Source organism: Marinobacter halodurans (assembly GCF_004327985.1).
In the GTDB taxonomy this organism is placed as follows: domain Bacteria; phylum Pseudomonadota; class Gammaproteobacteria; order Pseudomonadales; family Oleiphilaceae; genus Marinobacter_A; species Marinobacter_A halodurans.
Map to the genome: position 1 here is coordinate 1 of NZ_SJDL01000047.1, position 15,032 is coordinate 15,032.

At 59.9% G+C, this 15,032-nt stretch carries 15 protein-coding genes and 1 pseudogene; 10 read left to right on the forward strand and 6 right to left on the reverse strand.

Annotated features, from left to right (window positions below; translation table 11 throughout):
- Positions 1–170: pseudogene (locus EZI54_RS25145) on the forward strand (group II intron reverse transcriptase/maturase); the annotation flags it as partial.
- Positions 171–355: 185 nt separating this feature from the next.
- Here the strand turns inward: EZI54_RS25145 and EZI54_RS20930 are convergent.
- Positions 356–865, reverse strand: a complete 510-nt coding sequence (locus tag EZI54_RS20930; protein ID WP_207389297.1) for a PEP-CTERM sorting domain-containing protein — start codon at positions 863–865, stop codon at positions 356–358.
- 555 nt (positions 866–1,420) lie between these two features.
- Here EZI54_RS20930 and EZI54_RS20935 point away from each other — a divergent pair.
- The 9 genes from EZI54_RS20935 (at position 1,421) to sthA (ending at position 10,294) form a co-directional block, all read left to right on the forward strand.
- Positions 1,421–2,767, forward strand: a complete 1,347-nt coding sequence (locus tag EZI54_RS20935; protein WP_131483844.1) for a Na(+)-translocating NADH-quinone reductase subunit A — start codon at positions 1,421–1,423, stop codon at positions 2,765–2,767.
- A 4-nt stretch (positions 2,768–2,771) separates the two neighbouring features.
- Positions 2,772–3,977 carry an NADH:ubiquinone reductase (Na(+)-transporting) subunit B gene (locus tag EZI54_RS20940; protein ID WP_131483845.1) on the forward strand — a complete coding sequence of 402 codons (1,206 nt, stop codon included), beginning with the start codon at positions 2,772–2,774 and terminating at the stop codon, positions 3,975–3,977.
- Entirely contained in the window at positions 3,970–4,773 is an 804-nt protein-coding gene (locus EZI54_RS20945; protein WP_131483846.1) for a Na(+)-translocating NADH-quinone reductase subunit C, read from the forward strand. Before EZI54_RS20940 ends, EZI54_RS20945 begins: the two co-directional genes overlap by 8 nt.
- A 2-nt stretch (positions 4,774–4,775) precedes the next feature.
- A complete protein-coding gene (locus EZI54_RS20950) occupies positions 4,776–5,441 on the forward strand; it encodes an NADH:ubiquinone reductase (Na(+)-transporting) subunit D (RefSeq protein ID WP_131483847.1) in 666 nt (221 codons plus the stop codon).
- Positions 5,441–6,049: an NADH:ubiquinone reductase (Na(+)-transporting) subunit E gene (nqrE, locus tag EZI54_RS20955; RefSeq protein WP_131483848.1), complete on the forward strand. Its 609-nt coding sequence runs from the start codon at positions 5,441–5,443 to the stop codon at positions 6,047–6,049. Before EZI54_RS20950 ends, nqrE begins: the two co-directional genes overlap by 1 nt.
- Before the next feature lie 38 nt (positions 6,050–6,087).
- A complete protein-coding gene (gene nqrF, locus EZI54_RS20960) occupies positions 6,088–7,314 on the forward strand; it encodes an NADH:ubiquinone reductase (Na(+)-transporting) subunit F (RefSeq protein ID WP_131483849.1) in 1,227 nt (408 codons plus the stop codon).
- A gap of 21 nt (positions 7,315–7,335) precedes the next feature.
- Positions 7,336–8,358: an FAD:protein FMN transferase gene (locus EZI54_RS20965; RefSeq protein ID WP_242674547.1), complete on the forward strand. Its 1,023-nt coding sequence runs from the start codon at positions 7,336–7,338 to the stop codon at positions 8,356–8,358.
- Between the two features lie 13 nt (positions 8,359–8,371).
- Complete coding sequence (nqrM, locus tag EZI54_RS20970) at positions 8,372–8,620, forward strand: (Na+)-NQR maturation NqrM (protein ID WP_131483851.1); 249 nt, start codon at positions 8,372–8,374, stop codon at positions 8,618–8,620.
- A 282-nt stretch (positions 8,621–8,902) separates the two neighbouring features.
- Positions 8,903–10,294: a Si-specific NAD(P)(+) transhydrogenase gene (gene sthA, locus EZI54_RS20975; RefSeq protein ID WP_131483852.1), complete on the forward strand. Its 1,392-nt coding sequence runs from the start codon at positions 8,903–8,905 to the stop codon at positions 10,292–10,294.
- 86 nt (positions 10,295–10,380) lie between these two features.
- On the opposite strand, the gene EZI54_RS20980 is transcribed toward sthA, so the two are convergent.
- The 5 genes from EZI54_RS20980 to dusA form a co-directional block, all read right to left on the reverse strand.
- Positions 10,381–11,175: a glycerophosphodiester phosphodiesterase gene (locus EZI54_RS20980; RefSeq protein WP_131483853.1), complete on the reverse strand. Its 795-nt coding sequence runs from the start codon at positions 11,173–11,175 to the stop codon at positions 10,381–10,383.
- Positions 11,176–11,245: 70 nt separating this feature from the next.
- Positions 11,246–12,352, reverse strand: coding sequence for a 3-deoxy-7-phosphoheptulonate synthase (locus EZI54_RS20985; RefSeq protein ID WP_131483854.1), 1,107 nt, complete (start codon positions 12,350–12,352; stop codon positions 11,246–11,248).
- Positions 12,353–12,362: 10 nt separating this feature from the next.
- On the reverse strand, positions 12,363–12,818 hold the full coding sequence (locus EZI54_RS20990) for a tellurite resistance TerB family protein (RefSeq protein ID WP_131483855.1): 456 nt from the start codon (positions 12,816–12,818) through the stop codon (positions 12,363–12,365).
- Between the two features lies 1 nt (position 12,819).
- Positions 12,820–13,782: a transaldolase gene (gene tal / locus EZI54_RS20995; protein ID WP_131483856.1), complete on the reverse strand. Its 963-nt coding sequence runs from the start codon at positions 13,780–13,782 to the stop codon at positions 12,820–12,822.
- A gap of 145 nt (positions 13,783–13,927) precedes the next feature.
- A complete protein-coding gene (dusA, locus tag EZI54_RS21000) occupies positions 13,928–14,971 on the reverse strand; it encodes a tRNA dihydrouridine(20/20a) synthase DusA (protein ID WP_131483857.1) in 1,044 nt (347 codons plus the stop codon).
- Between the last annotated feature and the right edge of the window lie 61 nt (positions 14,972–15,032).

Here is a 15,032-nt window from a genome sequence, read left to right on the forward strand (position 1 = left end):
GGCTCGGACTACCCGAGCCGAGGGCTTGGACAAGCGCGATGAATGGTCGTGGACCTTGGTGGAATAGTGGCGCGTCGCATATGAACGCGGCCCTGCCCAAGAAGGTGTTCGACCGCCTGTCTCTGGTCAGTTTGCTGGATACGATGAACCGGCTTCAGAGCCAACCATGAACCGCCGTGGTACGGAACCGTATGCCCGGTGGTGTGAGAGGACGGGGGAGGTGACTCCCCCTCCTACTCGATTCTGGCCGATGTGTTAATCCTGTTGACACTTCTGGCAGGAAGCAAAAGGCAGGGTTTCCCCTGCCTTTTGCCGTTTCTACTTATTTATTGTTGTTGGTTGTATTCGGGTGGCTCTAGCTAGCCTTGCCGGACCGGGGCTGCCTGCGGCTCCGCAGGGCGGCAAACCCGATCAGGCCGATACCGAGCAGTGCCAGTGTGGCCGGTTCCGGAACTTCATGCTCGCCTTCCACTCCCCAGATTGCAGCGTGGGAGATGGCGCCGCGACTTGGCCAGAATCCGGACAGGGCGAGGCTTTCCATGCCATCCCATCCTGAGATGTCGAAGAAGTAGTAATAGGGAGAGTGATTACCGTCTTTGACCGCCAGGTAGCACTCGCCGCACATGATGTACGGATTGCTGCCGCCAAGGAACGAGATGGTTCCCGCCTCCGGGTCGGAGCTGTTCCAGGTAGCATTGTATGAGCTGGCAAAGGTGCCTGAGTCACTCTTACCCACTTCAGCTTTGTACAGCAGCGTTAGATCGGACGTGCTGAAAACGCTCTCGACACAGTCGGGCTCGCAGTTGCTGGGAGAGGACAACGGGACATCGGTGCCATCGAAGTCAGCAGTGGACGGAGACAGCATCAAGGTCGCCGATACGGGCAAAGCTGCCATCATCAGAAGTGACGCAGCTATGGCATTGATCGTTATAAAGGTGGTTCTCATTTCTCAACTCCAGAGAAACAGTCGGGCAATTAATCCGGCGTTGCGACTTCAGGTGCGGGGCGTCAGATCGTCGATTTGTATATGCTTGAACTGTGCCATTGTCTTAATGCGTTGTTTTTTATAGCTATTAAACGCTTGTTTCAGTTTCCGGTGTAATTTTTTCCGACGGTGCATTTGGACAGGAACCTGGGCTGGGCAATTGATCAACTGCTGATCCTGAATCTGACCGATTGGGCGGGATACACCTAAAGCATCAGGCCGGCAGGTAGAAAATAGTCAAGCGACTCTCTATAATTGGCGCGATTTTGGGTACGTCTGGCTGCCGAAACTTCACTCCTCCAACAATCACCGGGACCCTTCCAGGTGCTTGATATCACTGGTCCGGGCGCGTCTCGCGTCATTTGCGGCGGATCCGGAGTTTTTCCCAGGCGTTACGAATCCACATTAAAGTTTCTGATGATTGGACGGGGCTAAATGATTAAGATCAAAAAAGGCCTGGATCTTCCCATCAGTGGCGCTCCTGAACAGACGATTACCGACGGCAAGCCGGTGCGCAACGTTGCGTTGATCGGTTTTGATTACAACGGTATGAAGCCGACGATGGCGGTTCAGGAGGGGGATCGCGTCAAGCGCGGCTCGCTACTGTTTACGGACAAGAAGACCGAAGGCGTGCGCTATACCTCGCCGGCTGCCGGTGTGGTCAAGGAAATCAATCGCGGCGAACGCCGCGTGTTCCAGTCGGTCGTGGTCGAGATCGACGGCGATGACGCCGAGACCTTCGCCCGCTATGAGAGCTCGCAACTGGGATCGCTGGAACGTCAGCAGGTGGTCGACAACCTGGTGGAGTCCGGCCTGTGGACCCTGTTCCGCACCCGTCCCTACAGCAAGGTGCCGGAGATCGACAGTGCACCGCATTCCATTTTCGTATCCGTTATGGATACCAATCCGCTGGCCGCCGATCCCACGGTTATCATCAAGGATGATCCGGAAGCGTTCGAAAACGGCCTGCGCATCATCAGCAAGCTGACCAACGGCAAGGTCTTTGTCTGTGGCAAGCCGGGTGCCGATGTGCCCGTGCCCAAGGACGATGCGTTTGAGGTCCAACAGTTCGACGGCGTGCATCCGGCGGGCAACGTCGGTACCCACATCCATTTCCTGGATCCGGTCGTCGGTGACAAGGTGGTCTGGTCCATTGGCTACCAGGACGTTATGGCCATCGCCCGTCTGTTCCAGACCGGTGAAGTGCCGACCGAGCGGGTGGTGGCCGTGGCTGGCCCCAGGGCCGCCAAGCCGCGCCTGTTGCGCACTCGTGTGGGTGCGAGCCTGGACGAGCTGATGGCCGGCGAATATGAGGCCACCGGTGAAGAGCGCGTCATTTCCGGCTCCGTGTTCGGCGGCCGGACCGGTCGTGGTCCCTGCGCGTACCTGGGCCGCTTCGCCAATCAGGTCACGATCCTCGAAGAGGGCGACAAGCGCGAGTTCATGGGCTGGCTGTCGCCGGGTGTCCGTAAGTTCTCCACGATGAATATCTACCTGTCGAAGCTCACCCGGGGGCGTCTGTTCGATTTCACGACGACCACCAACGGCAGTGAGCGTGCCATGGTCCCGGTGGGCTCCTATGAGGAAGTCATGCCGCTGGACATCCTGCCGACGCAGTTGCTGCGCTCGCTGATCGTGGGCGATACCGAGATGGCCCAGAAGTTGGGCTGCCTTGAGTTGGACGAAGAAGACCTGGCCCTGTGCACTTTCGTCTGTCCCGGCAAGTACGAGTACGGCCCCATCCTGCGTCATAACCTGACCCGCATCGAGATCGAGGGCTAACGACATGGCATTGAAAGAGTTTCTCCACGGTATCGAGCACCACTTTGAAAAGGGTGGTAAGTACGAGCGCTGGTACGCGCTGTACGAAGCGGTAGACACCATCTTCTATACGCCACCGTCGGTGACGTCCACCACCTCCCACGTGCGTGATGGCGTCGACCTCAAGCGCATCATGATCACGGTCTGGTTCTGTGTCTGGCCGGCCATGTTCTTCGGCATGTGGAACATCGGCTATCAGGCCAATACCTTCCTGGCGGCCAATCCGGACGCGATGATGGGTGACGGTGGTCTGCGCACGGCCTTTATCTCGGCGCTGGCCGGCAACGATCCCGGATCCATCTGGGATAACTTCGTCTACGGCGCGGCCTACTTCATTCCGGTCTACTTCGTGACCTTCGTGGTGGGCGGTTTCTGGGAGGTGCTGTTTGCCACCGTACGCCGGCATGAAGTGAACGAAGGCTTCTTCGTGACCTCCATCCTGTTTGCCCTGATCTGCCCGCCGACGATTCCGCTGTGGCAGGTCGCCCTGGGTATCACCTTCGGTGTCGTGATCGGCAAGGAAGTGTTCGGGGGCACCGGCAAGAACTTCCTGAACCCGGCCCTGACCGGCCGTGCTTTCCTCTATTTCGCCTACCCGGCGCAGATCTCCGGCGATACGGTCTGGACCGCCGTGGACGGTTTCTCCGGCGCGACGCCATTGAGTCTGGCGGCTGCCGGCGGTATCGAGGCGGTGCAGCACTCCGTGTCCTGGATGTCCGCCTTCCTCGGCACCATCCAGGGCTCCATGGGTGAAACCTCTACGCTGGCCATCCTGATTGGCGGCGGTGTGCTGCTGGTCATGAAGATTGCCTCCTACCGAATCGTGGGCGGCGTGATGATCGGCATGATCGGCACCTCCATGCTGCTCAATGCCATCGGTTCGGACACCAACCCGATGTTTGCCGTGCCGGCTCACTGGCATCTGGTCATGGGTGGCTTTGCCTTCGGCATGATGTTCATGGCGACAGATCCGGTCTCCTCCGCGATGACCAACACTGGCAAGTGGACCTTCGGTATCCTGGTCGGCCTGATGACCGTGCTCATCCGCGTGGTCAACCCGGCCTTCCCCGAAGGCATCATGCTCGCCATCCTGTTCGCTAACCTGTTTGCGCCGCTGATGGATCATTTCGTCGTGCAGGCCAACATCAAACGGAGGCTCGCCCGTGGCTAAGAAAAAGGAAACCGTTACCCGTACGGTTATCGTAGCCCTGGCGCTGTGTATCGTGTGTTCCGTCGTGGTCTCTTCCGCGGCGGTCCTGCTCAAGCCGGCCCAGGTGACGAACCGTAATCTCGATATGAAAACCAACATCCTGGCCGCTGCCGGCATGCTGGAACCGGGAGCAAGCCCGAAGCATATCGAGGAATTGTTCCAGAAATTTGACGTGAAACTGGTTGATCTGGATTCTGGGACCTATGTCGACCCGGCGTCGCTGGGACTGAAGGATCCGATGAAGTACGACCAGTACAAGGCCGCTTCCGATCCGAAAATGTCCGAGGCACTTTCTTCTTCCGAGGACATTGCCGGCATCAAGCGCCAGGCGGATATCGCCAAGGTGTTCGTGCTGAAAGAAGACGGCAAACTCAAGCGCGTCGTGCTGCCGATCCACGGCTACGGCCTCTGGTCCACGCTGTACGGCTTCGTGTCGCTGGAAGGTGACGCCAACACCATCGAGGGCCTGGGCTTCTACCAGCAGGCGGAAACACCGGGACTCGGCGGTGAAGTCGACAATCCCAAATGGAAAGCCCTGTGGGTGGGCAAGAAGGTCTACGGCCCTGATCTGGAAGAGCCGCAGATCCAGTTGGTCAAGGGCGGGGTCGGTCCCGACGCCAAGGACAAGGAGCACAAGGTGGATGCCCTGTCCGGTGCCACGCTGACCAGTCGCGGTGTTCAGCACCTGGTCAATTTCTGGATGAGCGAGCGTGGGTTTGCGCCCTACCTCAAAAAGCTTCGTGAAGGGGAGGTCTGATCGTGGCGGAAGTGACTGCAAAAAAGGTTCTGTTTGAACCGATTTTCAACAACAACCCGATCGCCCTGCAGATCCTCGGTATCTGTTCGGCGCTGGCCGTAACGAGCAGCCTGAGCGTGACCCTGGTCATGTGTATCTCGGTGATTGCCGTTACCGCCTTCTCCAACCTCTTTGTATCCGTGGTGCGTTCGCAGATTCCGAACAGCATCCGGATCATTGTGCAGATGACCATCATTGCTTCGCTGGTTATCGTGGTTGACCAGATCCTGCGGGCCTACGCCTATGAGATCAGCAAGCAGCTGTCGGTCTTCGTCGGTCTGATCATCACCAACTGTATCGTCATGGGCCGTGCCGAAGGCTTCGCCATGCAGAACGGTCCCTGGCTGAGCTTCCTGGACGGGATCGGTAACGGTCTGGGCTATTCCGTCATGCTGATCGTGCTGGCGTTCGTGCGCGAGCTGCTGGGTTCCGGCTCACTGTTCGGCGTGACCATCCTGCCGGTGGTCAACGACGGCGGCTGGTATGTCCCGAACGGCCTGCTGCTGCTGCCGCCGAGCGCATTCTTCATCATCGGTCTGTCGATCTGGGGACTGCGCTCCTGGAAGAGCGACCAGGTGGAAGAGCCTGATTACCGCCTGTCCCGGCAAACCACCAAGGAGGCCTTCTGATGGAACACTATATCAGTCTGATCCTGAAGGCCGTCTTTGTTGAAAACATGGCGCTGGCCTTCTTCCTGGGGATGTGTACCTTCCTGGCGATTTCCAAGAAGATCGAAGCGGCCATCGGCCTGGGGATCGCGGTTGTTGCCGTGCTGACCCTGACCGTGCCGGTCAACAACCTGATCTACAACAACGTCCTGCGTGAAGGTGCGCTGTCCTGGGCCGGTCTGCCGGAAGTGGACCTGAGCTTCCTGGGGCTGCTGACCTACATCGGCGTGATTGCGGCAATCGTCCAGATCATGGAGATGATCCTCGACAAGTACATTCCGGCGCTCTATGCGGCGTTGGGTGTGTTCCTGCCGCTGATTACCGTTAACTGCGCCATCATGGGGGCCTCCCTGTTCATGGTCGAACGGGATTACACCTTTGGCGAGAGTGTGGTTTACGGCTTTGGTGCCGGCCTGGGCTGGGCCCTGGCAATTGTGGCGCTGGCCGGTATCCGTGAAAAGCTGAAGTACAGCGACGTTCCCGAAGGTCTGCGTGGTCTGGGCATTACCTTTATCACGGTAGGCCTGATGTCGCTGGGCTTCATGTCGTTTTCCGGTATTTCCCTGTAAATCACCCGGTAACGGATAACAAGGATTAAGGCGAGACCATGAATACTGAAATTATTCTCGGCGTGGTCATGTTTACCGTCATCGTGCTCGCACTGGTGGCGGTGATCCTGGCAGCACGGTCCAAGCTGGTGAGCACCGGCGACGTGACCATTGAGATCAATGACGATCCCGAACACACCCTGAAGACCGAGGCCGGCGGCAAGCTGCTCGGCACCCTGGCCGGCAACGGCATCTTCCTGTCCTCCGCATGCGGCGGTGGCGGTACCTGTGCGCAGTGCCGGTGCAAGGTGCTTGAAGGCGGTGGCTCCATGCTGCCGACGGAGAAGACCCACTTCACGAACCGTGAGGAGCGTGAAGGCTGGCGCCTGTCCTGCCAGGTCCCGGTCAAGCAGGACATGAAGATCGAGGTGCCGGAAGAGTTCTTCGGCGTCAAGAAGTGGGAATGCGAAGTGGTGTCCAACCACAACGTGGCCACCTTCATCAAAGAGCTGGTCCTGAAGCTGCCGGAAGGCGAGGAAGTGGACTTCCGCGCCGGCGGTTACGTGCAGCTCGAGTGTCCTCCCTACGAAATCGACTTCAAGAGCTTCGACGTCGAGGAAGAGTTCCACGAGGACTGGGACAAGCACGATATCTGGCGTTATAAGGCGGTCAACAAGGAAGAGGTGGTTCGTGCCTACTCCATGGCCAACTACCCGGAAGAGAAGGGCGTTCTCAAGTTCAACATCCGTATCGCCACGCCGCCGCCGGGCTCCGATCATCCGCCGGGCCTGATGTCCACTTTCGTCTTCAACCTGAAGCCGGGTGACAAGGTCACGGTCTTCGGTCCGTTCGGTGAGTTCTTCGCCAAGAAGACCGATGCCGAGATGGTCTTTATCGGTGGTGGTGCCGGCATGGCGCCGATGCGCTCCCATATTTTCGACCAGCTCAAACGCCTGAACACCGACCGGAAGATCAGCTTCTGGTATGGCGCCCGGAGTGTCCGTGAGATGTTCTACGTTGAGGACTTCGACCAACTGGCCGAAGAAAACGACAACTTCGAATGGCACGTGGCGCTGTCCGACGCGCTGCCAACGGACAACTGGGAAGGTCCCACGGGCTTCATCCACAACGTGCTGTACGAGAACTACCTCAAGGATCATCCCGCGCCTGAAGACTGTGAGTACTACATGTGTGGGCCCCCCATCATGAACGCCTCGGTCATCAAGATGCTGAAAGACCTGGGTGTCGAAGATGAGAACATCATGCTGGACGACTTCGGGGGCTAAGTTAACGGCATGAAATCCCGCATGATCTGGCCCGCCTTGGTGGCGCTGCTTTGCAGCGTCGCCCTGGCGGGCTGTTCGTTTAAGCCTGAAAAAGAAGTCTGGGAACTCAGTGGTCCCGTCTTTGGCACGACCTATCACATCAAGGTGGTCCTGAATGACGACAAGGACCGGCTTGAGAAGTTGTCGGCCGGAATCAACGAGGTGCTGGATGGCGTGGATGCCTCCATGTCGACCTGGCGTGACGATTCGGAACTGTCGCGCTTCAATCAGCAGGCCGACAAGAGCCAGTGGTTCCCGGTATCCGACAATTTCTACGAAGTACTGAAGGAATCCCATCGCGTCAGCGAGCTGAGCAACGGGGCGTTCGACATCACCATCGGGCCGGTGGTCAACCTCTGGGGATTCGGTCCCGAGGCGCGGCCCGAGACCATCCCGGACGACTCCCTGCTGGCCCAGCGCATGTCCGAAGTGGGCTACGACAAGCTGCAGATGCGTGACAAGCCCAACAAGGCGATCCGCTCGGATTATCCGCTTTACCTGGACCTGTCGGCGATCGCAAAAGGGTACGGCGTCGATGCGGTCGGTCGTTACCTGGACAAGCAGGGGATCGAGGCCTATCTGGTGGAAATCGGCGGCGAGGTGGACACCCGGGGCCGTAAACCGGACGGCGATGTCTGGCGGCTGGCGATCGAGAAACCTGTGTCGCAGACACAGACGGTGCAGCGGATCGTTGCCCTGGAAGACCTTGCGATGGCCACATCCGGTGACTATCGCAACTATTTCGAGGTGGATGGCCACCGCTATTCCCATACCATCGATCCGGCGACCGGGCGTCCGATCAGCCACAAGCTGGCTTCGGTTTCGGTTATTACCGACAACTGCATGAGCGCCGACGCGCTGGCCACTGCGCTCAATGTGATGGGGCAGGACAAGGGCTACACGTTTGCAGTGAAGCACGACATCGCCGCATACTTTATCTATCGAGGCGATGACGGGTTCGAGACAAAATATACCCCGGCTTTTTCCTCATACCTTTTGGATTGACGGAGGTTACGTCATGGGCACATTTCTCCTGGTTCTGGCTATCTTCGGCATCCTGCTGGCCGGCATGTCCATCGGCGTCATCATGGGGCGCAAGCCGATCAGTGGCACCTGTGGCGGCCTGGGCGCCATGGGTATCGATGGTGCCTGCGAGATCTGTGGTGGTGACCGCAACAAGTGCGAAGAAGAGAACGAGCGCGTCGCCGGAGCGGCCGGCAAGGCCGAAGCGCTGGCATACGACGCCTCCGAGCAGCAGACCCGCTGATATAATGGCCCGTTAGCCTGAACGGCGTGGACCTGTCCGCGCCGGGAGGGTGGGCCGGTTCCCCGGGCTGTTCGTCGGGTAGCGCAGTCACGGACAGCTCCTGCAAGTGGCGTTTGTCCATCTTTCCTTTAAGACTGGCTACCCTGAACATCATTATCCTGTATTCAGAGCTGCCGATCACTGCTGATCCTGTGCTGCCTTGTGCCCTGTGGGCGATGGCCGACGGCGTGTTTTGTGGCGGTTTCTGTAAAGTCATGGCGAATAGAAGGAGTCACAGCGGGTATGGCAGAGCATCACTACGACGTCGTTGTCATCGGGGCCGGTCCTTCCGGCGAAGGGGCAGCGATGAATGCGGCCAAGCACAACAAGCGGGTTGCAATCGTCGAGGATAAGCCGACAGTCGGCGGTAACTGTACCCACTGGGGCACGATTCCTTCCAAGGCGCTACGCCATGCGGTCAAGCAGATCATCACGTTCAACACCAATGTGATGTTCCGGGACATCGGGGAACCGCGCTGGTTCTCGTTCCCGCGGGTGCTGCAGAACGCGGAAAAGGTGATGGGCAAGCAGGTCAAGCTGCGCACCGAGTTCTACGCCCGCAACCGTGTCGACCTATTCAATGGCCGCGCGTCCTTCCTGGACGAACACCGCATCGAAGTGCGCGGTGGCAAGGCCGAGGAAATCCTGAATGCCAAATCGGTGGTGATCGCGACTGGGTCCCGTCCCTATCTGCCGCCGGACGTGAACTTCCGCCATCACCGGATCTACAACAGCGACTCGATCCTCAAGCTGTCCCATACGCCGCGGACGTTGATTATCTATGGCGCCGGTGTGATCGGCAGCGAATATGCGTCCATTTTCGCGGGTCTCGGGGTCAAGGTGGATCTGATCAACCCGGGCAGTCGCCTGCTGACCTTCCTGGACGACGAGATTTCCGACGCCCTGAGTTACCACCTGCGCAACAACGGCGTGTTGGTGCGACACAACGAGCAGTACGAGTCGGTGGATGGTGATGATCACGGCGTGGTCCTGACCCTGAAGTCCGGCAAGAAGATCCGCGCGGATGCGTTTCTCTGGTGTAACGGCCGGACGGGCAATACCGACAAGCTGGCACTGGAGAATATCGGTCTGGAGCCGAATGGCCGTGGTCAACTGTCCGTGGACGAGCACTACCGGACGGCCATACCACACATTTATGCCGCCGGTGACGTCATCGGCTGGCCCAGCCTGGCCAGTGCGGCTTACGATCAGGGGCGTTCGGTGTCTTCGGACCTGGTCGGCGATGAATTTTTCCGGTTTGTGAGAGATGTGCCGACTGGCATTTATACGATCCCGGAGATCAGCTCTGTTGGCCCGACCGAGCGAGAACTGACTGAAGCCAAGGTGCCGTACGACGTGGGGCAGGCCTTCTTCAAGGATCTGGCGCGTGCCCAGATCACCGGGGAAGCCGTGGGTATGCTCAAGATCCTGTTCCATCGGGAGACCCGTGAGATCCTGGGCATTCACTGCTTTGGTGACCAGGCCGCGGAGATCGTTCACATCGGTCAGGCCATCATGAACCAGACCGGGGAGGCCAACTCCCTGAACTACTTCATCAACACCACGTTCAACTACCCGACCATGGCGGAAGCCTATCGGGTGGCGGCGTTGAATGGCCTCAACCGGATCTTCTGATTCCGGGGCCGGCGGCCATTCCGCCGCCGGCTGCTCCCCTCCCGTCTTGCCGTTGCGACCACCGCTCGAGCCCGCCACAGGCGGTTCTAAGTGGTGCTGCTGGCAAGGCTCTCGGGATCTTTCTCCGTCCGGTGCGGCAGGCGGCTGGCGATGATGTTGGGTCGTTTCTCGAAGTACATCAGGGAACTCGTCGGGTAGTCGGTGATGATGCTGTCCACCCCCATCTTTTCCAGTTCCAGCATGTCGTGGATCCGGTTGACGGTCCAGACCGACACGTGAAGGCCCGCCTTGTGGGCAGACGCCACCACCGCTTCCGAACACAGGCGCGCGCTGAGGCACAGGTAGTTGCACCCCAGGCGCGTTGCGCTCCTGACGGGATTGGGGAAGCGTTTATCGAAGACCAGCCCCGTACGGATGCTTCGGTCGCGCCGTTTGGCTTCCCGCAGGAACCAGGTGTCGGATGACGTCAGTGCGGCCCGGTCATACCAGTGATTCTTCTGGATCAGCTCGGCCAGCCGGTTGCATAGGATGTTCATGCGGTGGCGCTGGTCGGTTTTGACCTCGAACTGCATGTGCCGGAAGTCGGGGCAGGTGTCGAGGACGTCCTGGAGGCGGGGAATACCGCAATGGCTTGGCCAGGGCGCGGTGTTCCTGCGGGCGTCGAGTTGGCTCAGCGCCTCGGCGGTCATCTCGCCGACACGGCCGCTGACGCCGGTCGTACGGTCGGTGGTCGTGTCATGGATCACCACCGGCTCGCCGTTGGCAGACAGCAGGACGTCGAGTTCGAAGTGGCGGATGCCGTTGCCGTAGGCATGCCTGAAGCCGGGTAACGTGTTTTCGGGGGCTTCGCCCTTGGCACCACGATGGCCGTAAATAATCATGTTTTCTTTTCCCCTGACAAATAGGCCGATTCCATTGCGGCCCGTCGTCCGCCTGTGGCAAGGAGACGGTTCACGCCTGGTAGAGAGTGCGGCGTTTTTTCCATAGCTCGTGACACTGGGCCACGTCCTCCAGATAAGCGGGCAATTCGTCCATCAGAAGCGCCTGGGGCCCGTCGACCAGTGCCTTTTCCGGTTTGGGGTGGAAGTCCACCAGGACCATGTTGGCCCCGGCGACGACGCCCTGGGCCGTGGCATGCATGACCTCGGGAATGCCGTCCGGAGCCCGCTCCCGACTGCCCACCGAGTGAGAGGGGTCGATACAGACCGGCATCCGTGTCAGGCGCTTCACCGTGGGTACGTGGGCAAAGTCCACCATGTTGCGATGGGGTTGCCCCGCTTCGGTTTTCATGCCGCGCAGGCAGAAGATGACATTGGCATTGCCCTCGCTGGCCAGGTACTCGGCTGCGTTGAGGGACTCGTTCAGGGTAATGCCGAAGCCCCGCTTGAGCAGGACCGGGTATTCCTTCTGGCGGCCAATGGCCTTGAGCAGCTCGAAGTTCTGGGTATTGCGGGTGCCCACCTGCAGCATGACACCGGTAGGCCGCCCCAGCTTCTCCAGGCATTCGTCGATTTCCTCGATGTGGCTTTCGTGGGTGATTTCCATGGCAATCACCCGGATGCCATGCTTGCCGGCCGTTTCGAACACGTAGGGCAGGCAGCCCCTGCCATGGCCCTGGAACGAATAGGGGTTGGTGCGCGGTTTGTAGGCACCCATCCGGGTACAGGGCTGGTTATGTTCGGCCAGTGCCCGCATCATGATGTCCACGTGCTCCGGCGTATCCACGGCACACAGGCCGGCAAACACGTTCAGGTTGTCCTGGTCGAAATGCACGCCGTTGTAGGTGAAGCCGGTTTGGCGTCGGTCGTCCCGGTGTCGTCCCAGAATCCGGTAGTCGTCGGAGATGCGGATGGCCCGTTCGACGGCGGGCAGGGCTTCGATTTCGTCCTTGTTGAGAGATTTGGTGTCGCCCAGCAGATAGACCTCGGTCAGCTTCTGTTGGGCGCCCTGGATCTCGTGGACGCGTACGGTCACTCCCGGCAGGTTCTCCAGGTACTCCAGCGTATGCTTATAGGCTTCGCTGTCGAGCGGTGTGTCCGGATGCAGGATGGCAAGCATGACGACTCCTTCAGGACGACATCGCTATCTCGGCGCGATGCCGGCATTCCATGTATTCGCGATGATTCAGGTGCAACAGTTCGGCAACGCGCCGAATCATGTGTTCCTCGTATTTGTCGATGCGACCGTCCGCGAACGCGACGCGCCAGATATTTTCCAGTATCTCGGCCTTGCCCGCCTGATCCAGACTGGCATTGAGCCTTTCGGTGAATTCGTAGAGCGAAGTGGCGTCCTCCGCCTGGGCGCGGGCGTTGGCAAGGATGGTCGTCGCCTCTTCGCGGGTGATGGACTGGCTGCGGATCGCGCAGTCGATAATCGTGTCCATCTCGGACGGGTCTTCCGACTGGTCAACCCGCGACAGCTGGACCATCAGCGCGGTGGCGGCGATGGCCAGCTGCCGGGGATCACTCTGGTCCGGTACGGTGTTGTCTTCACCGGAGAACAGCTTCTTCAGTACATCGATCATCTCAGGCTGCCTGGGCAATCTGCCGAACCCGTTGTTCCAGTTCAACCTGGTCGGCGGCGAATTTACGGATGCCTTCGGCCAGTTTTTCCGTGGCCATGGCGTCTTCGTTCATCAGCCAACGGAAGGCGTTCTCGTCCAGGCTGACGCGTGACTCCACCTTACCCGTTGTCTCCGGTGACAGCCTACGGGGCAGTTCACCTGTGTCATTCTGCAGGGCCTCCAGCAGGGCCGGACTGATGGTCAGGCGGTCACAGCCGGACAGCTGCTCGATTTCACCAGTGTTGCGGAAGCTCGCCCCCATCACCACTGTGTCGTAGCCGTGGCCCTTGAAGTAATTATAGATCCGCGATACGGACAGGACGCCGGGATCTTCATGCGGCTCGTAGCTGCTGCGACCGGACTGCTTCAGGTTCCAGTCCAGGATGCGGCCGACGAACGGGGAAATCAGGAACGCCCCGGCATCGGCGCAGGCAGCCGCCTGGGCGAAGGAGAAGAGCAGCGTCAGGTTGCAGCGGATGCCTTCCTTCTCCAGGATTTCTGCGGCGCGGATACCTTCCCAGGTGGACGCAATCTTGATCAGCACCCGCTCGGTGGGAATGCCGATGCTGTCGTACAGTTCGATCAGGCGGCGGGCCTTGCGCACCGTGCCATCGGTATCGAAAGAGAGACGGGCGTCCACTTCGGTGGAGACCACGCCGGGAATCAACTCAAGGATCTTCTGGCCGGCCAGTACTGCCAGGTAGTCGGTGGCGATGCCCAGTTGCTCGGTATCTGAGCCACGTTGGCCCTGCGCGTAATGGATCGCGGCATCCAGCATCGGCCGATAGGCCGGCAGGTCTGCGGCCTTCAACAGCAATGAGGGATTGGTGGTGGCGTCCACCGGCCGCCACTGGGCAATCGCGTCCAGATCGCCGGTGTCGGCAACGACGGTGGTCATGGTCTTGAGCTGTTCGAGTTTACTCATGGGTGCAAATCGTCCTGATGCGCGTGGATGGCGTGATGGAATAGCAGATGTGCGGCCTGACAGATCTACAATAGCGATCTGCCCACGAGGGAACAAGCGTTCTCAGCGCGCTTAACAGGGCTGTCATGAAAGGGCGTCGAACGGCTCAGGCGGTGGCCGGTTCGATCACGGGCAAGGATTCCGGCACCTTGGCCATGGCCTGTTCGATCACGTCCAGACCGGCACCGGGTCGATGGGCGTTTTCGCTCAGGTGGCGGCGGAACTGGCGTCCGCCCTTGCAGCCGTGGAACAGACCCATAATGTGGCGGCTGATGTGGGTCAGGAAGACGCCACGATCCAGCTCGGACTGGATATAGGGCAACATGGCTCGCAGGACGTCGTGGCGCGAGGTATGGGGCGCCGCGGTGCCAAACAGTTCCGGATCCACCTGGGCCAGCAGCCAGGGGTTCTGGTAGGCCTCCCGGCCCAGCATGACGCCATCGACATGCTGCAGATGCTCGTGGCAGGCGTCCAGGGTCTTGATGCCGCCGTTGATGATGATCTCAAGCTGGGGATAGCGCCGCTTGAGCGCGTAGATCCAGTCGTACTTGAGCGGCGGGATGTCCCGGTTTTCCTTCGGGCTCAGCCCCTCCAGGATGGCAATGCGGGCATGGGCGATAAACGTCTCGCAGCCGGCTTCAGCGACGGTTTCGACGAATTCACAGAGCTCATCGAAGGATTCACGGCCATCGATGCCGATTCGGTGCTTGACCGTGACCGGCAGGGACGTGGCCTCGCGCATCGCGGCAACGCCTTCGGCTACGAGTTGGGGGTGTGCCATCAGGCAGGCACCGATCATGTTGTTCTGCACCCGGTCGCTGGGGCAGCCGACGTTCAGGTTGACCTCGTCAAAGCCATAGTCCTCCGCCAGGCCGGCGCAGGTGGCCAGTTCCCCGGGGGCACTGCCGCCCAACTGCAGCGCGAGCGGGTATTCCGCCCCGTCGTGACGCAGGAAACGGGCCGTATCGCCGTGGATCAGGGCGCCGGTGGTTACCATTTCGGTGTACAAGAGGGTGTGGCGCGAGATCAGCCGGGCAAAGTAGCGGTACGCGGCGGTCGTCCAGTCCATCATCGGTGCCACGCTGAAACGGCGGCTCAGCGGCGCTGGCGTCGTCGGTGCGTGGCGGCTTGAGGGCAGGATTGAAGACATGGAATCGACCTGTGCTGTTGGGGTTGCTTCGGGCGCCGGATTATACCGTGTTGACGCGTCA